Genomic DNA, 19,464 nt, shown 5'->3' with positions numbered 1-19,464 from the left:
CGGTCCGGCGGTGTGCTGTGCGAAGGGTGGCCAGCCTAAGGGCCGTGCTCGGGCAACTCCCTGCCAGGCAGCTTCCTGGCCTCACGGGATGCGGACAGCCGGCCCGCGCCGGTGGTTATCTCATCTCAGCGGCCGGAACGCGGAAATCGCGAAACGGCCCGGGGGAGCTACCGAGCACCACTGGCTCCAGAAGCACCGCCGATCCGGTAACCAGTCACGCCTGGAATGGAGACCAGCCATGAACCGAGCTGCGCGCGCCACTCGTTGTACCGCCGTCGTCACCACCCTTGCCGCCGGTGTTCTGGGAGCCCTCGCCTGGGCGGCTCCCGCTCAGGCCGCAGGTGTGGAGACGGCGCACAGCAGCACCTTCGACTTCGTGTGGGCGATGGCTCCCGGCGGCAACCCGCGTACCCCGGACGACTTCGTCTGGCCGGTCGCGCCGGGGCACGACGGAGCGGGCGACCAGTGGACGCCGGGTGACTTCGTGTGGCAGGTCGTTCCGGGACACGGGGCCGGCGGCGGTTCGCGCACGCCGGACGACTTCGTCTGGCCCGCTCCGCCGGCCGCGTCGTGAAGCACCCCGGCGGTGCGGCGGGCGCCGCGCGTCAGATCCACTGCCGACGCGTCGCCTGCACCCCGGCCTCGAACCGGCTGGACGCGCTGAGCCGTTCCATCAGCTCGGCCATGAGGCGCCGTTCGGTACGGACCCCGATGCCCAGTGCCCGTGCCACCGCGGCGTCGGTGAGACCGGTGGCCAGGAGCTGGAGGAGTTTGCGCTCCTGCGGAGTGAGGCCGCAGGCCAGGGCCTCGCCCGGGTGGCCGGGGCCGTTCAGCGGGCTGGCGTGCTCCCAGTACGCCTCGAACAGGGCCCGCATGGCGAGCACCACCGTCGTACCGGCGTCCCGCAGATTCCGTACGACATCCCAGGCGCCGCGCCGGGCGTTGGGGTCGAAACCGGTGGTGGGCTCGTCCAGGAAGAGCAGCTGGGGGTCACCGATGACGCCGAGGGCGAGGTCGAGCCGCCGCTTCTGCCCGCCGGACAGGTCCTTGACCTTCGCGTCGCGCTTCTCGCCGAGCCCCACCAGGTCGATGACCTCGTCGGTGCCGCGCGGCGCCGGGTAGTAGCCGGCGTTGCGGGCGACGGACTCGCGCACCGTCAGATACGGCTCGATTGCGATGTCCTGGAGCACGAGCCCGATCTGCCCGCGCAGCCAGCGCCCGTCCGCCTTCCGGCCCGGGTCCCGGCCGAGCACCTGGACGCTGCCGCCGTCGCGTTCCCGGAATCCCTCAAGGATCTCCATCGTGGTGGTCCCAGACGTGCGGTTCGGGAAAGACAAGGATGCGCAGACGCCTCGAACGACCGTCGTCGGGGCGGGAATCGGCGGGCTGGCCCTGGCGGGCGCGCTCGCCGCGAACGACATGCCGTACGTGATCCACGAGCAGACCCGGCAGCTCGCGGAGGTCGGCGCGGGCGTCCAGCTCTCGCCCAACGCGATCCGTCCGCTGCTCCGCCTCGGCCTCGGTCCCGCGCTGCGCGAGCACGCGGTCCGGATCGAGGCGATGGAGGTACGCGGCTGGAGCGGCCGGCCCATCGCCCGGACACCGCTCGGCGACGCGTGCGAGCGGATGTTCGCCGCCCCGTACCTGACCATCCACCGGGCGCATCTGCACGACGCCCTGCTGTCGCTCGTCGACCGGGACCGGCTGGGGCTGGGACAGCGGCTGGTCTCGGCCACGCAGTCGGGCGGCGACGAAGGGCCGGACGGCTCCGTGCGGCTGACCTTCGCGGACGGCACCGAGACGGCGGCGGACGTCGTGGTCGGCGCGGACGGCATCCACTCCACGGTCCGCGAGACGTTCCTGTGCGACGAGCCGGTCTTCTCCGGGCTGGGCATCTACCGGGGTCTGGTGCCGGTCGACGCGCTGCCGGCCGGTGCGGAGAAGCCGCTGGTCCGCCTCTGGCTGGGGCCCGGCGGGCACTTCGTCTGCTATCCGGTCGCCTCCGGCGAGTACCTGAGCTACGCGGCGACCGTCCCGGTCACCACGGGCGCCCCGGCGCGTGAGTCCTGGTCCCGGCCGGGCGACCCGGAGGCGCTGCGCGCGGCGTTCGGCCACTGGACGGGGCTCGTCTCGCACGTCGTCGACGCCGTGGAGAGCACCCACCAGTGGGCTCTGCACGACCGGCCGCCGCTGCGCACCTGGTCCAGCGGCCGGATCACACTGCTCGGGGACGCCGCGCACCCCATGCTGCCCTTCATGGCCCAGGGCGCGAACCAGGCGATCGAGGACGCGATGGACCTGGCGTCCTGCCTCACCGGCCCCGCACCTCACGGCATCCCCGGCCGGCTGGCACGTTACGAGTCGCTGCGGGTACCCCCGCACCGCCGAGATCCAGCGCGGCTCGCGCGGCAACGCGGGCGTACTGCACCTCCCGGACGGCCCGGCCCAGCGCCGCCGCGACGCGCACATGGCGGTGCACGCCGCGCTCAAGGACCGCACGCTGCTCTACGCCCACGAGACGGGCCGCAGCGTGCTCCCGGCCCGGGAACCGCAGGCCCAGCCGGCCTGACGCGCCGTCGGCGTAGCGTGGGAGCCGTGAACGCGACTCCCGAGGTACTGGCCGTACTCGACGACCTGCTCACCGGCGCCGCCCCGGAGGACCGGGGAGCGCTCTGGCAACTGGCCCAGCCGGGGCGCGAGTTGGACGCCAACCTGGTGCGCCTCCCGCCCGGTGCCGAGGTGGGTGAGCACCAGGAGGACGTGCTCGACGTCCTCTTGGTGGTCCTCGCGGGCAGCGGCCGCCTCGCTCCCGGCGGGGGCGGCACACCGCTGGAGCTGACCCCGACGACGGTCACCTGGCTCCCGCGCACCTCGCGGCGCGCGCTGGCCGCGGGCCCGGACGGTCTCGCCTACCTCACGGTCCACCGCCGCCGCCCCGGCCTGGCCATCAAGCCGACGGTGCCCGCGCACGAGGGCGGCGAGGCGCCGTGCTCCCTGGACCGGGTGTGCCCGGAGTGCGGCCGGATGTCGCGGGAGCCGGCGCCGAAGTTCTGCGCCGAGTGCGGGGAGCGGTTCCCGGAGCGCTGAACGGAACGCTGAACGGACCGCCGGGGCGGAGTCACCGGGCCGCGTCCGCGCCCTGGCCCTTCGGCCTCTCCCGGCTTGCGGCAAGGCGGTCGCGGAGGCGGCGGCCCGTGCCGGTGTCGCGCACTTCGTCTACGGTCGGTGGCGCGGACGTCCGCGCGTTCACCGCTGGACGGTGCCGCCGGTGCCTGCGGAGCCCGCAGCACCGGCGCGGGGGTGCGGCCGAGAGTCTCCGCGAGGCCGGTGACAGCAGGCTCTTCGGTCACCTTCGGGAACTGGGGGAAGGCGCCTCCGAGCGGGAAGAACGGCACCCAGGCGATCTGCTCCTCCGTGCAGAGCCGCAGCATCTCCTCGTCGTCGCGCGTCACCAGGCTGTACAGGTTCTGGACGCAGACGATCCCGGCGGGCAGGGCCCGGCGCACCCCGTCCAGCGTGACGGCGCTCAGGCCGATCGCGCCGATCTTGCCTTCGTCCCGCAGCGCGGTCATCTCGGCGAGCTGGTCGTCGAGGTCGACCACCTGGTCGCCCTCGGCCCGCAGCCCCGGCTGGGTGTCCAGGCGGCGCAGGTTCACCACCGGGATGCGGTCGAGGCCGAGGGACGTGAGGTTGGCCTCTACGCCGGCCCGCAGCTCCTCGGGCCGCTGGGCGGCACGCATCGGGAAGGGGCCGTCCGGGTCGGGGGCCGCGCCGACCTTGCTGACGATCACGACGCCGTCCTCGGGGCGGAGCGCGTCGCGGATGATCCCGTTGACGAATCCGTTGCCGTAGAACTGGGCCGTGTCGATGTGGTCGACGCCCAGTTCGACCACGCGGCGCAGGAGTGCGATCGCCGCGTCACGGTCGTCGCGCAGCCGCTCCAGCTGCATCGCGCCGTATCCGATGCGGGAGACGGTGAGGTCCCCGATCGTCCCGGCGCCTCCGGCGCGCGGGGCGCCGGTGGCCGTGAGCTGCGGAGAGGGGGAGGAGGGGGAGTTGTTCGCGGTCATGGGAGATTCCGTCCTCATGAGACGATGGAGAAGCGGAGAACCGGAGGACCCTCCGCCTAATCGACTGTAGCGCTCTTATCGGAGGTGCCTCCGTTTTGACATCCACCGACCCGGTACCCCCAGGTCCGACACCTCCCGGCCCAGGCTCCGGGAAGAAGCCACGCACCCCCCGCGCCGACGCGCAGCGCAACCGGGACAAGCTCGTCCGGGTCGCCGGGGCCGCCTTCGCCTCGGCCGACGGCACGGTCTCGCTCGAAGGCATCGCCCGCGATGCCGGTGTCGGCATCGGCACGCTGTACCGGCACTTCCCGACCCGTGAGGCCCTGGTCGAGGCCGTGTACGCGGCCGAACTCGACGATGTCGCCGCCAGCGCCCCCGCCCTGCTCCGGGAGCTCCCGCCGGACGCGGCGCTCCGGGCCTGGATCGAGCGGTACGCCGCGTTCATCGCGACGAAGCGCGGCATGGCGGACACGCTCCGCGCGGGCTGGGCCTCCGGCCGGATCGCCACGTCCGCCACCCGTGAGCGCATCACCGCCGCCATAGCCACGATCCTCACCGCAGGGGCCGAGGCGGGGACGGGAGCGGACGCCGGTGCGCTCCGCGCCGACGTCGAGCCGGACGACGTGACCGTGATGCTGCTGGGGATCTTCCTCGCGGGCGCCGCCGCGCACACCTCCGAGCAGACCGGACGGCTGATCGACCTCGTCATGGACGCCCTGCGGCCGCCACCGCCGCGCTGACCGGCGAAGACCGCTTCAGCCCGCGTAATACCCGGGACGCTTGTTCCGCACCTCGGCGTTCAGCCGGGACTGGAGCGAGTCCACGAAGGCGTAGGGCAGCGCGGACCGGCTGCCGGAGGCCGAGCAGTACCTGGCGCGCGTCGCGGAGCGCTATCCGCTCGCCCTCAGGGTCACCGCGGAGGGCTGCCGCCCGGTGCCCGCCCAGTCCGGGGTGCTCGGCGCGTTCGCCGGACTCCTGGCCGCCGCCTCGGACCTGGCCGCACGCGGCGCCTGGCTGCGGATGAAGATCTGCAAGAATCCCACCTGCTACTCGGCCTTCTTCGACCGGACCCGCAACACCTCCGGCCTGTACTGCGGCACCGCGTGCGGCTCGTAGGCGGCGCAGCGCGCCTACCGCAACCGCATCAAGGACGCGTCCTGCGCACAGGTGCCGTCATGACGGTGCGGCGGACGGGGCCCGCGAGTCCGGCATGATCCGGACGAAGGGCTCTACGGCCTGTCGTCGAGGAACTGGGCTTCGCCGTTGCCGAGCGACCAGTCGGCATCGGTGTTCTCGGTCAGCGTGACGAAGACGTTGCGAGGTTCCGTTCCCGCGTGTTCCTGGGCGAGTTCGGCGATGCGGCGATAGAGCGCCCGCTTCTGTGCGGGTGGCCGGCCGCCCCGCAGCGTGATGGCCACGTACCCGATGCCGTCGTCCCGCTGTACGCCGAGGTAGGTGCCGTGGCGCACGGTGCCACGCTCTCCGTCGTGCCCGGTCAGGATCTGGAAATGGTCGTCCTCCGGGTAGCCCATGGCCGCTCCCAGCGCCTCTTGGACGGCCCGCCCCAATGCCTCCAGCCGCTGGACATCGCAGCCCAGGGCGTCGATCCGGACAAGCGGCATGGGGCCTCCAGGTGCGAGCGGCGACGTGACACCACGACTATACGTACTAGTAGGTACAGTCGTTCTCTTCGTACCCGGGGAGGGCCGCGCCGGCGGCCGCTGAAACTGATGAGGCCGTCCACTCGTCCTGAAAGGCAGGACCGAGCGGACGGAAACACATGGTGGAGCGCGTGGACAGCGGTAGGACGCCGACAGCGACGGGGGAGGGAGCGGCGGCATCCCGGTTGCCGCCTCTTCCGGCGCGGGGGCGGGTGCTCGCCGTCCTCGCGGTGCTGACGGGCGGGCTGCTGGCGTTCCACGGGCAGGTGCCCAACCCCCCCCGGACACCTGGGGAGTCTGCTGGAGGCGTTCCTGCCCTGGCTCAGCGTGGTCGTCGTCCTCCTGCTCGTACTGGCGCTGCTGCGCCGCTCCGCCACCGCCCTGCTGGCGCTGCTCCTGCCGGTCGCCGTCTGGACGTACCTCTTCGGCGGGCTGCTCGGGCCCGGGGCGCAGGCCGGTGCGCGGGGGCTGGTGGTGGTGCAGCACAACGTCAGCGACGTGAACGCCGACCCGGCGGGCACGGCACGCACCCTGGCCGGTGCCGGTCCCGATCTCATCGCGCTGGAGGAGCTGGTGCCGGCCGCGCTGCCGGAGTACGAGAAGGCCCTTGCCCCGGACTACCCGTTCCACGCGGTCCGGGGCACGGTCGGGCTCTGGTCCAAGTACCCGCTCTCCGGCACTCGTCTGGTGGACATCAGGCCCGACGGCATCGAGGAGGGCTGGAACCGGGGGCTGCGCACGGTCGCCCGCACCCCGCACGGTGACGTCGCGGCGTATGTCGCGCACCTGCCCTCGATCCGCATCCGGGCCGGCGGACTCGCCTCCTCCCTGCGGGACGAGAGCGCCGCTCTGCTGGGCCGCCACCTGGCCGCCGAGAAGACCGAGAAGGTGATCCTCATGGGTGACCTCAACGGCACGGTCGAGGACCGGGGCCTGTCCCCGCTCACCTCACGGCTGAACGTGGCCGAGCGCGGGTTCGCCTTCAGCTTCCCCGCCTCCCTGCCCCTGGCCCGGATCGATCAGGTCATGGCCCGCTCGGCAACGGTCGACGCCATCAGCACCCTGTCCTCCACCGGCAGCGACCACCTGCCGGTGACCGCCCGGATCAACCTGGACTGAGGGGCCCCGGCCGGTGCAGGCACCGCAAGAGGGCGCATCGAGCTCCTTCCGACCTCAGCCCCGAAGTTGGGCCTCCAGATCTTCGGGGTGCCAGCTGCATGCCAAGGTGGAGGGATGTACCCCTCGTCTGCACTGGGTGAGTTTCTAAAGTCACGAAGGGCTCGTCTGCAGCCCGAAGAGTTGGGCCTGCCTGGCGGTGTTCGCCGTCGCCGGGTAGCTGGGCTCCGGCGCGAGGAGCTGGCTCCGCTGGCCGGAGTGAGTATCGGCTACTACATCCGGCTGGAACAGGGGCAGGCACCGAACGTTTCAGATGAAGTCTTGGACGCTCTGGCTCGCACGCTCCGTCTGGATGCTGATGAGCGGCGCCACATGCACCGGCTGGCGCGCATCCCCCAGGCACAGGATCCAGCCCCGGCCGAAGTGCTACGCCCGGGTCTCACCCACATGGTCAAGGCGTTCACCGACGCTCCCGCCATCGCCGTCGGCCGCCGCGGCGACATCCTCGCCTGGAACCCGCTCGCGCATGCCCTGTTGGCACCGCACTGGCCCTTCGCGCCAGCAGGCCGCCCGCCCAATTTCGTTCGCATCGACTTCCTTGAACTCGCATTTGCCCGAGCCCTGTACGGCGACTGGGCCGCAAAGGCACGGGACGACATCGCCTACCTGCAGGTCTCTGTGAGCAACTTCCCGGGCGACGAGCAACTGCGGTCCCTGATCGATGAACTGAAGGAGCGCAGTCCGGAGTTCCGCGACCTGTGGGCCGAGCATCCGGTGAGCAACTGCGCCACCATCACGCGGGAGTACCGGCATCCCCAGGTGGGTGCCATGATCCTGGCTGCAGAACTGCTGCGCCCCCCAGACGATGACGGACAGGGCGTGTCCGTGTTGCAGGCAGAGCCGGGGTCGGTTTCGCAGGGTCGGCTCCGGCGGCTGGCGGAGCTGACGTCCGGCTCCGCGGTGTAGGCCGATACTGCTGGGCGGCGCCACTCCCCGGGCATAGGGAAGGGCGCCCGCTCAGATCGTATGAGGGCGGCGGATTCAGGTCGCCATTACGTCTGTCGGCAGGCCTGCGGGAGCGCGGCGCAAGGCCCTCCCGCCGAGGAGCGCGCCGGTCAGGGCGACCGCTCCCGCCACCAGGAAGGCCGTGTGCAGTCCACCGAGTGTTGCCAGTGTTCGGGTGGTGGTGGGAGCCAAGGCCGCGGAGCGGGCCGCGACGACGGCGCTGAGCCCGGCCACGCCAATCGACCCGATGAAGGTCGGCATCTGTGCCAGGCTTCCAGCGACGCCTTGGTCGGACTCGTCGAGACCGGATGTGATGGTGGTGACGACGGCCACGACGGTCAGCACATGCCCGAAGCCCATGGCCGCCGAGCTCCCGAGCAACAGGGTGAGATTGCCGTCCGCGGGCAACAGCGCCATCAGCATGGTGCCCAGCCCCTGGACCGTGAGACCGAGCGTGATCGCGAAGGCCGCGCCGCGGGCGCTGATCCACCGTGCGGCCACGCTGCCCGCAGCCAGGGCGGCGACGCCCTCGGCGGCGAAACCGAGGCCGGTCTGCAGTGCGGTCCACCCCACGACCTGCTGCATGTAGATGCTCAGCAGCAGCGTTGCTCCTCCGCACATCCCGAAGGTGACCAGGCCTGTCGTCATGCCCCACTTCACCGTCGTACGACGCAGCAGGTGCAGCGGCACGAGCGGCTCCAGGTGACGCGCCTCGGCGGCGAGGAATCCACCGAGCAGAACCGCAGCGCCGATCAACGCGGTCAGGGTGGGCACGCTGAGCCAGCCGCTGGTGTTGCCGGTGGTGATCCCGTAGACGAAGGCGAAGAGGCCGCCGCTGGCCAAGACGGCCCCAGGTACGTCGAGGCGGGTTGTCCGGCTGTGCCGGGTGTCCTGCATAACCGTGACCGCACCGACAAGAACGAGCAGACCGATACCGAAGAGGATGAGCATGGTCCACCGCCAGTTCAGGCCGCTGGTGACGACGCCGCCGCCGATGGTGCCGATGACGAAGCCGAGCGACAGCAGTGCGCCGTTGACGCCCAGCGCCCGCGTACGTTGAGGCCCCTCGGGGAAGGCAGCCGTCATCAGGGCCAGTGCTGTGGGCCCGATCGCTGCGGCTGCGATGCCTTGGCCGACTCGTGCGGTGATGAGGAGGGCAGCCCCAGGGGCGAGTCCGGCGAGGAGCGAGAAGCCCGTGAACGTGCACACCCCGGCGATGAACAGCCGTCGCCGGCCGGTGATGTCCGAGAGTCTCCCGAACAGGGGCATCAAAGCAGCCGTGGGCAGCAGGCAGCCGGTAACCACCCATTGCAGGGCATCGGGGCTGGCAAAGCCGAGGCTGCTGCCGATCTCCGGCAGGGCCACGGTGATGATCGAGTAGTCGAGTCCGGTCATGAAGGTGGCGCCGCACAAGGTCAGTAGAACCATCCACCCGCGTGCGCCGAGGGAAATCTGCGTGGTATCGCTCATGCCGACCACGATGTAATGGCCCACGCCCCCCAACCAGCGCCCTGGTGAAGGTACATCTGTCAGATGCAGGCAGGGCTGACGCATACCCGCAAGTGGCACACAGCGGTGATGCTTCTGGCAACGGTCGACGCCATCAGCACCCTCTGTCCTCCACCGGCAGCGACCACCTGCCGGTGACCGCCCGGATCAGGCTGGACTGACCGAGGCGCCCGGCCGGAACGCCGGACCGCAATGCACCCTCATCCGCCGCCGCCGGTTGACGGCCTGACGCGGTCTGCGAGCCACTGGCTCACCTTGTCGAGGTATCCGGGAACGAGGGCCGCTGAGTCCGCTGCCCGCAGACGATGGTCACCGCCCGGGAACACCTCCACGGTCAGGGCGGCGCGGTGCGGGCGGGCGGAGTGGCAGGCGGCTGTGGCGAAGATACGGATGCTCTCGTCGACCGGCACCGTGGTGTCCGCACCACCGAACAGCGCCAGATGCGGGCAGCGCAGCCGGAGCAGGTCCGGAGTCGGGTCGTGGTCCTGCTTTCGCTTCAGGAACGACCAGAGGCGTTCGTCCACGTCGCTCCAGTAGTAGGCGAGTCCGGACGGCGCTCCCGCGTCATCGACGAGCTGTCGCGCCGTGCCGAAGGCTGCGTCGCGTCGGCCTGCTTCTGCCAGCTGGTCGTACAGGTCCAGGGTCCTGCGGACCCCAGGGTGCCCCGCACCATGCAGACCCTTCAGGTGGTTGCCGAGGGCGTAGCGTTCCTGCTCAACAGGGCTCACCCCCGGGCAACTGTTGGTGACCACCCACGGCACGTCACCCCGCCCCGCAGAAGCGCGCAGAGCAACCCAGCCACCCTCGCTGTGCCCAAAAAGGCCCGCCGATCGAGGATGAACCTCAGGCTGAGCACGGAGAAAGCCCAGCGCGGCGACTGCGTCAGCCGCCAAGTCATCCATGGTCGCTGCGCGCCAGTCACCGGATGACTGGCCAACACCACGTTTGTCATACGAGAGCACGGCAAACTCAGTCTCCTGGTTCCGGGCGGTGCGTAGTCCTCCCGCTCAGAACCCGGCACCCGCTCCAGCGACAGCCGCCTACTTGCGGGCGGGGAACGCCTCGTCGAGCGTGGGCAGCGCGAGGTGGTCGGTCGTCAACGCGTCCAGGACGTCGTCGATGCGCAGATAGCGGCCCTGGTGGACCGCCGGTGTGACCTTGCCGATCGTCCCGGCTTCCTTGAGCCGGAAGACGGTCCACGGCCGGGGGAAGGGGTTGCTGTCCAGGGCCTCGCCGTTCCGCGTGATCCGACGCGTCTGCGCGGACGCGGGCCGCGTGCCGTCGATCTCCTGGTTGACGGTCTCCACGGCATCGACACCGAAGACCAGCCCCGTGCCGCCCGGCCGGTACATCACCAGCATCTTTGGCCGCGCCAGCCCGACGTGCTTGCTGTCCAGCGGGCACACGTACGCGTTGTACGCGGCGAGATCGTCCATGACCTGCTTGCTCGCGGGCACGATCACCGCGTGCTCCTGGAGCGAACGGAACCAGTCGAGCGCGGCTTCCTCGCTCCAGACGAACTTGTTGCGATTACGGGCCAAGGGATCAGCGGCCAGCCCCCTGGACGCCATGAGTTCGATGTTGCGCGGCGGCCGCCCGACGAGGGAGCCGAAGTCGGCTCGCGTGATGACCTCGGGCAGTTCGTCGAACCAGGACATTGCGCTAAACCACCGTGTGTTGGATGAAGGCCGACCAGGCGGCGGGGGAAAGGGTGAGGGCGGGGACGGTGATGTCCTTGGAGTCGCGGACGTGAACGGTGTGAGGGCAGGTGGCGACCTCGACGCAGTCGCCGCCGTTCGGTGCGCTGTAGCTGGACTTGGACCAGGAGAGGGCGACCTCTACGCAGTTACCGCCCTCGTCGGTGCTGTGGCTGCTTTTGAACCACCGGAGGTCAGCGCTCATAGTTCCCGTGCTACCCGTTCGATCATGATCCGTGACTCTTCTGGCCCGAGGGCCTGAGTCCGCAGAATGCCATATCTGGCGAACAACGGTGCCACATCAGCTGGTTCGCTTACCAGGAAGTTCTGGCGCTGGACCTCCAGGTACGCCAGTCGCCGCCGGTCATCGGTCTCCAACAGAACGAAGGAACCGCTCAGGCCTCCGTGGGTCTCCCGCTGTGGCGCCATGACCTGAATGTGCACGTGACGCAGCCGACTGACCTCAAGAATGTGGTGGAGCTGCCTCCGGTGTACGTCCCGCCCACCGATCGGGCGCGTGAGTGGACTGAGCTCCAGGACGAAGCTGATGTCCGGCAACGGTTTGCGGGTCAGCATGCTCTGTCGCGCGAGACGGCCCGCGACCAATGCCTCGATCTCGTCGTCTTCAAGGGGTGGGCAGGCGCCGTGAAACAGGGCACGTGCGTGTTCCTCGGTTTGCAGAAGCCCAGGCACGACGTGGGACTCGTACTCGTACCGGGCCCTGGCCACCGCTTCCTCCTCGGCGAACGGGCCGAACCAGGAAGCCACACGGCTGGACGTCAATTTTTCAGCGGCCGCGACCAAGGCCCCGCGGGCGCCGACCGCAATGTCGGCCTGCGGGGTGAAGCCGCCCTTCGGGGGGCGCTCTCCCCGTTCCACCATCGCTACCTGCGACTTGGAGAAGCCGATCCTGAGCCCTAACACCTCCTGGGAGAGCCCGGCCTGTTCGCGATAGTGCCGCAACAGAGCGCCGAACATCTCTGCGTTGCCGCCCCCGCCTTTGCTGGCGTGCACAGCCCACCCCCAAACTGCACAGCAGTGCACAGATGCCTTGTGTCCCTGGTCACCGTACGTGTGGGTGCCGACGCTTTACGTATGGAACCGAAAACTTCACCCGACCTGATGCCTGCCTGGATTCCCGCGAGCGGGCACGCCCTGCGGCATGCCGGGATCTACTTCGACGCCGTGCGGATCATCGGCTACCTGGGCGAGCAAGTGGCTTACGAGATCATGCAGTTCACCGATTTCCAGGCGGGGCCGATCGTCAGGTCCCGGATCGGGGATCGGAGCATGTACTTCCTGCTGCCGCCCGGCACTGCTCGCGGCCGCCGGTGGCCGGCCGGGTCCGAGGCGTTGGTGCGGGAGGGGGCGGGGTTCGTCGGGGTGCCCGCGCTGGAGGGGCTGACGTATCCGCTGGACTGGCGTTCGCGGCCCACCGCCGAAGTCCCGTTCGTGGATACGGAACTGCTGTTCGACCTGCTCAACGGTGTGGTGGAGGCCGAGAATTGTGAGGTAACGTGACCGCGTCATTACGCTCCGTGCGCATCCGCGCATGGGGCGGCCCCCGGTGGTGCTACCAACACCGTGCCGAGGGCCTTCACCCGCGATGGTCTAGAGGCCCACCGAGAATGCTTTTTCATGTTATCTCGCCGTCCTACGGCTATGTGAAGGCGTCCCATGACGTCATCCGGCATCCGCGCCTCGGCAGCGACGCGAAGGTCTTGATCACCTACGTGCAGGGGCTGCCCCCGGGCAGGGCCGAGCGGGCGTTGAGCGATCACGCCAAGTGGATCGGGATCAAGGGGCGTGCGTACCAGAAGGCCAAGGCGCAGCTCAAGGAAGACGGGTTCGTGCACGAGTGGCGGCGGCAGAACGACGGAGGGCTGTGGGTGACCGATCAACTCGTCAGCAACGTGTCGCTCTCCGACGAGGAGGCCCGCAGGTTCCGGGACGCGAGAACGGAATCACCGCAGGTGGGACCGAGTGGTCACTATCCGGCGGTCGGTTATCCGGGTACTCGGTCGGCCGGTGGTTACCTACCGGTGGATGAAGAACGTGAGAAGAACTCAACCCACCCACCCTCCAAGGCGATTCCGGATTCGATCGAATCCGTGGAGAGCGAACCTGCGAGCGAACCCGATCGCGAACCCGATGCCGAAACCGCTCCGCCGCGTGACGCCGAGGTCGTCGAGGCCGAGCGCGTACTGCTCTCCCTGCGGCACGCCAACCCGCAGCTCCACCTCGGGGTCCGCGAGGCCCGGGGCCTGGCCGAGGCCGCTGCCGACTGGCTGCGGCGCGGGGTGAAGGCGGCGGAGCTGCGGTTGGCGCTGGTCAGCGAGTTGCCTGCGGGCGGGGTGCGGTCGGCCGTGGGGTTCCTGCGGTACCGGCTGGTGCAGAAGCTTCCGGAGCCGGTGTGCGCGCAGGCCTCCGTGCCCGCAGGCGTACCGTCCCCGGCCCGGCTGCTCATCCCCTGCGAGGGGTCGAGGCACGAGCACCTGTTCCGGCCCAAGGGCGACGAGACGGTCTGCGTGCCGTGCGCCCAGGAAGCGGCCTGGCGGGCGCACGCGGCCAAGTGGCCCGCCTACGTGCCCGATCGGGGCGATGACTTCGAGGAGCCCGAGCCGTTGCCCTGGCGGGAGCGGGTCGCGGCCGTCCTCGCGCAGGACGCGTCCGGCGGTGCCGGCTGAGGTGTACGGCCGTTTGCTGGTGTGGCGGTTCCACCGCTGGCGCGGTGGAGCGGGGAGAGTGGGCCCAGGGGCCTGGACGGACTGAGGAGGACCGGTGGTGGATGCCATGGTTGACCAATGGGACGGAGTTCGGGCGACGAGGGACCCGGTGCGGTGCCGTGAGCAACTGATGGCGGCCGGACGGACCTTGTTCGCCGTGTACGGGTACGCCCGTACCTCCGTCGAGGATGTATGCGTCGCGGCTCACGTACAACTGCGTGATTTTTACCGCGAGTTCGAATCACGTGAGGCGCTGCTCTTCGATCTGTACGACGAAGTGGCGATCGGCGGGATGCGTGCGACCGAGCTGGAGCTCTCGTCCGAGGGCATCGAGACCTGTTCGACGGAGGAGCGCATCCGCAGGCTCTTCGACGCCTATGTGCGGGTCGTCACCCGGGACCCGCAGGCGGCGAGGGTGGCGTTCGTCGAGGTGCTCGGGGTGAGCCGGGCGATGGACGAACACCTCGCGATGTGGCGGTCGGTCTGGGTCGAGTTCCTGACCCGCGAGGCCGAGCGGGCCGCGGAGCGGGGCCATGGGGCGGACGGTGACCTCACGGTCGTCGTGCAGGTGCTGACGCACTCCGTCGACGAGCTCCTCGCCCACCACGGACGCCGCCCGCGCCAGGTGCCGCGCGACTGGCTGACCAGCGAGCTGACCCGGATGTCGCTGGCCATGATCGGCCCCGGAGCCGTACCCGGCGCCTCCGCCTGACCGCACCGCCTGCCGTACAGCCTGCCGCACCGCCCGACAAAGCCGGTTGCCGGATCGGCAAGCGGAGGCATCATGGAGGAATGGCAGCACACCAGCATCAGCACCACGGCGTGGAAGACGGCGGCACGGCGGACGGGCGGGCGGACGGTTCGGCGGACGACGAGTTCTCGTCCGTCCTGACAGGCGTCGGCCCCCGGCTGCGCGCCCTGCGGACGGAGCGCGGCACGACGCTGGCCCAGCTGAGCGAGACCACCGGGATCTCGCTCAGCACGCTGTCGAGGCTGGAGTCCGGCGGCCGCAAGCCGACCCTGGAACTGCTGCTCCCGCTGGCGAAGGCGTACGGGGTGCAGCTGGACGAGCTCGTCGGCGCGCCGGACGCCGGTGATCCGAGGGTCACGTTCCGCCCGTTCAACCGGCACGGCATGACGTTCGTGCCGCTGACCCGGCACATCGGCGGGGTGAACGCGTACAAGCAGGTCATGCCGGGACTGACGGGCCCGCCGGGGCCGGTCGAGCAGCGGGTCCACGAGGGGTACGAGTGGCTGTACGTGCTCTCGGGGCGGCTGCGGCTGGTGCTGGGCGAACACGACCTGGTGCTCAAGGCGGGCGAGGTGGCGGAGTTCGACACGCGTACCCCGCACTGGTGGGGCAACGTCGGGCCGGAACCGGTGGAGTTCCTCAGCCTGTTCGGACCGCAGGGGGAGCGGATGCACGTACGGGCGAAGCCGACGGCAAAGCCGTAGGGGTGGGATTGTCGGCCGGCCGGGCTCCGGGGCTTCCGTGACCCGGAGGACGGTGGCGGGTGGGCGTGCCAGACTTTTTCCATGACATCGCACGCACTGCATCTCACCGCCGCAGTCACGCACGAAGCCGAGTGGTATGTGGCTCGCTGCCTTCAGGTCGAGGTCACCAGCCAGGGCGAGACCATCGAGGAGGCGTTGAACAACCTCCGCGAGGCACTGGAGCTCTATTTCGAGGACGCCCCGGCTCCAGAGGTCATCGACGTGATCACCGCGCCCGTCGAGGTTCGTGTCGCATGAGCCCTGCTGTGCCGGCGGGACTGTCGGGAGCCGAGATCGCCAAGGCCCTGGACCGCGCGGGATTCGCTCACGTGTCGACGCGCGGCAGTCACGCCGAATAGCGCAGAGACGACCGCACCGTGATCGTTCCGCTGCACCGCTCTCTCGCTCCCGGCACGTTGCGCTCCATTCTGCGGCAGGCCGACTGGACGGTGGACGAACTCGCCGGCTTCCTCAAGTAGCCGCGCGGGCAGGAGACCGGTCCGCCGCCGGGGCGTAGGCCCCGCCCAGCCCCCACGCCTGGTGCATCGCGTCGGCGTAGGCGGCCGCGAGCCGGTGTTCGCCGGACGGGCCGGGATGCGTGCCGTCGTAGGTGTCCGTGTGGATGTCGTACCCCGGCGGGCGGGAGGCCAGCAGGAGCGGGGACGACGGTTCGTCGAGGTCGGCCACGGTCTTGGCGAGGAGTTCGTTGAAGCGGGCGCACTCGGCGGCGAAGGGGGCGTCGGTCTCGGCCCGGATGTTCGGTATGACGGGGAGCAGCACGCACCTGATGTGCGGGTTCGCGGTGCGGGCCGCCGCGAGGAAGGCGCGGGCGTTGCGGGCGGTCTGCTCGCTGTCCGTGTAGAACCCGAGGTCTATCAGGCCGAGCGAGACGAGCAGGATGTCCGCGCGATGGGCGGTGACCGTGTCCGCGATGACCGGGGCCATGTGCAGCCAGCCCTCGCCCCAGCCGGCCAGGTGCGCGCGGGCCCCGGCGGGAAAGGCGGGGGCGCCGTACGCGTGGGAGACGGGGGTGCCCGTGGCGGTGTCGTACAGCCCGGTGCGGGGGCCGACGATTGCGTACGGGGCGTCGAAGGACGCTTCGAGGTGCTGCCACATGCGGTAGCGCCAGGTGAAGTCGCCGGCGCGCCCGATGGTCATGGAATCGCCGACGAACATGAAACGCATGGCGTCATCATGGCCGATCATGGCTTCGGCCTGCGACGTGACGATGGACACTTGTGCCATGCGCTCGTATCGACTGACTGCCTTCGGCGCCGCCGCGCTCCTCTCCCTCGCGGCGGCGGTGCCCGCCGTGGCCGACGACGGCGGGGCCGACCGCAGCTTCACGATCAAGGACCCGAGGATCACCGAGTCCAGCGGACTGGCCGCCAGCCGCGCCCATCCGGGGATCTACTGGACGCACAACGACAGCGACGACGGGCCGTACGTCTACGCCGTCGACTCCCGGACCGGGAAGACCGTCGCGACGATCACCATGAAGGGCGTCGGTGAGCCGCGCGACGTGGAGGCGATCTCGCTCGGACCGGACGGGAATCTGTACGTCGGTGACATCGGGGACAACCTCAACGGCAGCTGGGACCACGTCTGGATCTACCGCTTCCCCGAGCCGAAGGTGCTGCGGGACGCGACGGTCCGCGCGACGCAGTTCGACGTGAAGTACGCGGACGGGCCGCGCAACGCGGAGGCGTTGATGGTCCACCCGAAGACCGGGCGGGTGTACATCGCCTCGAAGAAGGAGGGCGGCGGCGGGCTCTACGAGGGCCCGGCGAAGCTCACGGCCGGTTCGGACAACATCTTCCGGCGGGTCGGCGAGGTGCCGTGGGTGACGGACGGGGCGTTCTCACCGGACGGGAAGGAGCTGGTGCTGCGCTCGTACTTCAGCGCGCGCGGCTACGTGTTCGCCAACGGCAGGCTCGGCAAGGACTATTCGGTCGAGTCGCCGCTACTGGGGCAGGCGGAGTCGGTCACGTACACGGCTGACGGTTCGGCGCTGATGTACGGCTCCGAGGGTGAGCGGAGCGATGTGGTGCGGGTGGACCTGAAGAACGGCGGCGAGTCGGGCCGTACCGGGGTGAAGTCGCCCTCGTCGGCCGGTGCGGGCGGTGACGGGGGCGGTGACGGCGTGCCGGTGAAGGGCACGACGGCGACCGGGCTGGGCGTCCTGGCCGTGATCGGGCTGGTGCTCTTCCTGGGCAGGCGCCGCCGGAAGAGCTGATCCGCGGGACGGCGCTCACGTCTCCATCGGGCGGATCTCGTAATGCAGGGTCCGGTCGCGCTTGATCCGGTGCGCGAGCGGGACGAGCACGCCCTGCACGATCGGGTGCTTGCGCGACAGCATCCGGGCGGCGTGCGTGTTCTCCTTCGAGCCCGCCTGGAGGAGCCGCGCGTGGGCGGTGATCTGCGGACCCGTCGGGCTGCCGCGTACCGTGCACGGGCCGACGAGGACCGTGGGGTGGTTGCGCATCCGCTCCACCTTCCAGGCCGAGGAGAACGTACGGATGTACGCGTGGTCGCCCCCGACGGCGATGTTGACCGGGGTGTCGACGTGCGTACCGTCCTGCCGACGGGTGCTGAGCAGGACGGCGTACTGCTTCACGAACGGCTTGAGCTCGGCAATCGTGTCCATACCTTCCATGGTCCGCAGGCCAGGCGCCGTGTCATCCCCGGGCGGACCGGCGAACGGGCGTTTCACGGCCGCGACCGGAACGGCTGACCGGGCCCGCTATAAGATCCTCCGCTGATGACGACACACACCGGGCCGACGCCCTTCGCCACGCCTCGCCTGGACGCCCTGCCGCTGCGGGTGGCCCACGCGGACGAGATGGCGGCCGTGCTCTCCGATCCCGCCCTGCACACCTTCACGGGCGGCGCCCCGCAGGACGCGGAGGCGCTGCGGTCCCGCTACGCACGGCAGACGGCGGGCTCGCCGGACCCGGCCGAGCGGTGGTGGAACTGGGTGCTGTCCGTACGCGGTGACGGCCGCCTCGCGGGCTACGTCCAGGCGACGGTGGACGTGACCGGTGCGCGCGCGGAGATCGCCTGGGTGATCGGGACCGGCTGGCAGGGCCGGGGCTACGCCAAGGAGGCGGCGGCCGGCCTGGTGGCGCACCTGCTGGACGGGGGAGCGGTGCGCACGGTCGTCGCCCACATCCACCCGGACCACGCGGCGTCCGAGGCGGTGGCCGCCTCCGCGGGGCTGGCGCGGACCGACGAGCGGGAGGACGGCGAGGTGCGGTGGAGGCGGGACGCGCGATGAGGGGCGGGGTCCGGGGCCTGCCGCAGCGCGCTCCGTGATCAGGGGTGGTCGCCTGTTGATCCGTCGATGAGCTCAGCTCTCGGACGGCTCGGGCGACCGCTCGGTCCCCGGCTCGGCGGCGGGCTCCGGTGACGGCTCCGGCTTCGGGCGGGGGCGGCCCGCTGCCACCAGGGCGGCGACGTCGAGTGTGACCTCGGCGCCGATCGAGCCGGGGAGCGTGACCTTGTGGCCCGGCGCGTACACCTGGTGGTTGTCGTACCCACTGGCGAAGGGTTCCGTGAGGACGTGGACGCGGCCGTGCCTGCGGTCCAGGATGACGTAGACCGGGATCTTGGCTGCGGCGTACGCCACGACCTTGTTCCGCAGGTCGTTCTGGTAGTTGCCGGAGGTGACCTCAAGGACGAGGCGGAAGGCGCCGGGGTCGTAGCAGTTGTTCCTGGCCTCGCCCTTGTCGAAATCGGCGTCCACGACCGCGAGGTCCGGGATGGCGTAGTCGGAGGGGCCGCCGGGCAGCCAGACGCCGACAGCCTGCAGGACCTTGGACTCCTCGCTGTGGAGGCCTGCCGCCAGGAAGGGGACCATGAGCGAGGTCAGCGCATTGGCGTGCGCGCCGTCCGGCGATGGGGCCACCGTGATGGTGCCCCCGCTGATCTCGACGCGGTGACCCGGGAGCCGCTCCGAGAGCTTCCCCGAAAGCCGGTTGGCGCTTTCGAGCAGCGATTCGGGCTCCGGCCGATCCGGCTCACCGTCACGGGCCTGCTCGACTGCTGCTGAAGACATTGAGGGCCTCCTCAAAGGGCTGATGTCCAGAGCAGCATCGTTGGAATGCGCCCCCTTTTGCGGCCCGCGCGCACCGCGCCACTCGGCCGAGTGAAGCAGAAACGGCCCTGCGCACGTGGTCACGTGTGC

Annotated in this window: 21 protein-coding genes and 5 pseudogenes; 15 read left to right on the top strand and 11 right to left on the bottom strand. The window is 70.5% G+C overall.

What is annotated here, in order from left to right; all coding sequences use genetic code 11:
• Positions 1-238: 238 nt before the first annotated feature.
• Complete coding sequence (locus RLT59_RS15800) at positions 239-574, top strand: hypothetical protein (protein WP_311303984.1); 336 nt, start codon at positions 239-241, stop codon at positions 572-574.
• A gap of 31 nt (positions 575-605) precedes the next feature.
• Here the strand turns inward: RLT59_RS15800 and RLT59_RS15795 are convergent.
• Positions 606-1,361, bottom strand: a pseudogene (locus tag RLT59_RS15795) (ATP-binding cassette domain-containing protein); the annotation flags it as partial.
• On the opposite strand from RLT59_RS15795, the pseudogene RLT59_RS15790 reads away from it, so the two are divergent.
• Positions 1,303-2,316: pseudogene (locus RLT59_RS15790) on the top strand (FAD-dependent monooxygenase); the annotation flags it as partial. The pseudogenes RLT59_RS15795 and RLT59_RS15790 overlap by 59 nt on opposite strands.
• 279 nt (positions 2,317-2,595) lie before the next feature.
• Positions 2,596-3,087, top strand: a complete 492-nt coding sequence (locus RLT59_RS15785) for a hypothetical protein (RefSeq protein ID WP_311307740.1) — start codon at positions 2,596-2,598, stop codon at positions 3,085-3,087.
• A gap of 200 nt (positions 3,088-3,287) precedes the next feature.
• On the opposite strand, the pseudogene RLT59_RS15780 reads toward RLT59_RS15785, so the two are convergent.
• A pseudogene (locus RLT59_RS15780) lies at positions 3,288-4,070 on the bottom strand (aldo/keto reductase); the annotation flags it as partial.
• A 95-nt stretch (positions 4,071-4,165) separates the two neighbouring features.
• Here RLT59_RS15780 and RLT59_RS15775 point away from each other — a divergent pair.
• Together RLT59_RS15775 and RLT59_RS15770 are read left to right on the top strand one after the other, a co-directional pair.
• Entirely contained in the window at positions 4,166-4,810 is a 645-nt protein-coding gene (locus RLT59_RS15775; protein WP_311303983.1) for a TetR/AcrR family transcriptional regulator, read from the top strand.
• 193 nt (positions 4,811-5,003) lie between these two features.
• Positions 5,004-5,186: a CGNR zinc finger domain-containing protein gene (locus RLT59_RS15770; RefSeq protein WP_311303982.1), complete on the top strand. Its 183-nt coding sequence runs from the start codon at positions 5,004-5,006 to the stop codon at positions 5,184-5,186.
• Positions 5,187-5,299: 113 nt separating this feature from the next.
• Here RLT59_RS15770 and RLT59_RS15765 read toward each other — a convergent pair whose 3' ends face one another.
• Entirely contained in the window at positions 5,300-5,692 is a 393-nt protein-coding gene (locus RLT59_RS15765) for a tautomerase family protein (RefSeq protein ID WP_311303981.1), read from the bottom strand.
• 251 nt (positions 5,693-5,943) lie between these two features.
• Between RLT59_RS15765 and RLT59_RS15760 the strand changes: the two are divergent.
• A pseudogene (locus RLT59_RS15760) lies at positions 5,944-6,850 on the top strand (endonuclease/exonuclease/phosphatase family protein).
• A gap of 114 nt (positions 6,851-6,964) precedes the next feature.
• Positions 6,965-7,813, top strand: a complete 849-nt coding sequence (locus RLT59_RS15755) for a helix-turn-helix transcriptional regulator (RefSeq protein ID WP_311303979.1) — start codon at positions 6,965-6,967, stop codon at positions 7,811-7,813.
• 75 nt (positions 7,814-7,888) lie between these two features.
• Here the strand turns inward: RLT59_RS15755 and RLT59_RS15750 are convergent, their stop codons facing one another.
• The 5 genes and pseudogenes from RLT59_RS15750 to RLT59_RS15730 form a co-directional block, all read right to left on the bottom strand.
• Positions 7,889-9,406, bottom strand: a complete 1,518-nt coding sequence (locus tag RLT59_RS15750; RefSeq protein ID WP_311303978.1) for an MFS transporter — start codon at positions 9,404-9,406, stop codon at positions 7,889-7,891.
• Between the two features lie 155 nt (positions 9,407-9,561).
• A pseudogene (locus tag RLT59_RS15745) lies at positions 9,562-10,332 on the bottom strand (alpha/beta hydrolase family protein); the annotation flags it as partial.
• 69 nt (positions 10,333-10,401) lie between these two features.
• Complete coding sequence (locus tag RLT59_RS15740; RefSeq protein WP_311303977.1) at positions 10,402-11,019, bottom strand: hypothetical protein; 618 nt, start codon at positions 11,017-11,019, stop codon at positions 10,402-10,404.
• Positions 11,020-11,023: 4 nt separating this feature from the next.
• Positions 11,024-11,263, bottom strand: a complete 240-nt coding sequence (locus RLT59_RS15735; RefSeq protein ID WP_311303976.1) for a DUF397 domain-containing protein — start codon at positions 11,261-11,263, stop codon at positions 11,024-11,026.
• Complete coding sequence (locus RLT59_RS15730) at positions 11,260-12,036, bottom strand: helix-turn-helix domain-containing protein (protein WP_311307739.1); 777 nt, start codon at positions 12,034-12,036, stop codon at positions 11,260-11,262. The genes RLT59_RS15735 and RLT59_RS15730 overlap by 4 nt, the downstream gene beginning before the upstream one ends.
• A 144-nt stretch (positions 12,037-12,180) precedes the next feature.
• On the opposite strand from RLT59_RS15730, the gene RLT59_RS15725 reads away from it, so the two are divergent.
• The 6 genes from RLT59_RS15725 (at position 12,181) to RLT59_RS15700 (ending at position 15,757) form a co-directional block, all read left to right on the top strand.
• Positions 12,181-12,579 (top strand): hypothetical protein, encoded by a 399-nt coding sequence (locus RLT59_RS15725; protein ID WP_311307738.1) that lies wholly within the window; start codon positions 12,181-12,183, stop codon positions 12,577-12,579.
• A 107-nt stretch (positions 12,580-12,686) separates the two neighbouring features.
• Positions 12,687-13,745, top strand: coding sequence for a hypothetical protein (locus tag RLT59_RS15720; protein ID WP_311303975.1), 1,059 nt, complete (start codon positions 12,687-12,689; stop codon positions 13,743-13,745).
• Between the two features lie 94 nt (positions 13,746-13,839).
• A complete protein-coding gene (locus tag RLT59_RS15715; protein ID WP_311303974.1) occupies positions 13,840-14,496 on the top strand; it encodes a TetR/AcrR family transcriptional regulator in 657 nt (218 codons plus the stop codon).
• An 80-nt stretch (positions 14,497-14,576) separates the two neighbouring features.
• Positions 14,577-15,239 carry a helix-turn-helix domain-containing protein gene (locus RLT59_RS15710; RefSeq protein WP_311303973.1) on the top strand — a complete coding sequence of 221 codons (663 nt, stop codon included), beginning with the start codon at positions 14,577-14,579 and terminating at the stop codon, positions 15,237-15,239.
• Between the two features lie 81 nt (positions 15,240-15,320).
• Positions 15,321-15,536 (top strand): type II toxin-antitoxin system HicB family antitoxin, encoded by a 216-nt coding sequence (locus RLT59_RS15705; RefSeq protein WP_311303972.1) that lies wholly within the window; start codon positions 15,321-15,323, stop codon positions 15,534-15,536.
• A gap of 119 nt (positions 15,537-15,655) precedes the next feature.
• On the top strand, positions 15,656-15,757 hold the full coding sequence (locus RLT59_RS15700) for a type II toxin-antitoxin system HicA family toxin (RefSeq protein ID WP_311303971.1): 102 nt from the start codon (positions 15,656-15,658) through the stop codon (positions 15,755-15,757).
• On the opposite strand, the gene RLT59_RS15695 is transcribed toward RLT59_RS15700, so the two are convergent.
• Complete coding sequence (locus RLT59_RS15695) at positions 15,750-16,523, bottom strand: GDSL-type esterase/lipase family protein (RefSeq protein WP_311303970.1); 774 nt, start codon at positions 16,521-16,523, stop codon at positions 15,750-15,752. The two genes, RLT59_RS15700 and RLT59_RS15695, sit on opposite strands and share 8 nt — an antisense overlap.
• On the opposite strand from RLT59_RS15695, the gene RLT59_RS15690 reads away from it, so the two are divergent.
• Positions 16,522-17,514, top strand: coding sequence for a YncE family protein (locus RLT59_RS15690; RefSeq protein WP_311303969.1), 993 nt, complete (start codon positions 16,522-16,524; stop codon positions 17,512-17,514). The genes RLT59_RS15695 and RLT59_RS15690 overlap by 2 nt on opposite strands.
• Before the next feature lie 15 nt (positions 17,515-17,529).
• On the opposite strand, the gene RLT59_RS15685 is transcribed toward RLT59_RS15690, so the two are convergent.
• The gene (locus RLT59_RS15685; RefSeq protein WP_311303968.1) at positions 17,530-17,925 is read right to left on the bottom strand and encodes a PPOX class F420-dependent oxidoreductase; all 396 of its coding nucleotides are present in this window, start codon (positions 17,923-17,925) and stop codon (positions 17,530-17,532) included.
• Between the two features lie 114 nt (positions 17,926-18,039).
• On the opposite strand from RLT59_RS15685, the gene RLT59_RS15680 reads away from it, so the two are divergent.
• Complete coding sequence (locus tag RLT59_RS15680) at positions 18,040-18,555, top strand: GNAT family N-acetyltransferase (RefSeq protein ID WP_311303967.1); 516 nt, start codon at positions 18,040-18,042, stop codon at positions 18,553-18,555.
• 72 nt (positions 18,556-18,627) lie between these two features.
• On the opposite strand, the gene RLT59_RS15675 is transcribed toward RLT59_RS15680, so the two are convergent.
• Positions 18,628-19,335, bottom strand: coding sequence for a Uma2 family endonuclease (locus RLT59_RS15675; RefSeq protein ID WP_311303966.1), 708 nt, complete (start codon positions 19,333-19,335; stop codon positions 18,628-18,630).
• Positions 19,336-19,464 lie beyond the last annotated feature (129 nt).

The sequence above is a fragment of the Streptomyces sp. ITFR-6 genome, assembly GCF_031844725.1.
GTDB lineage: Bacteria > Actinomycetota > Actinomycetes > Streptomycetales > Streptomycetaceae > Streptomyces.
Note: the sequence above shows the minus strand (reverse complement) of the source record. Positions and strands in the feature narration are given on the sequence as shown.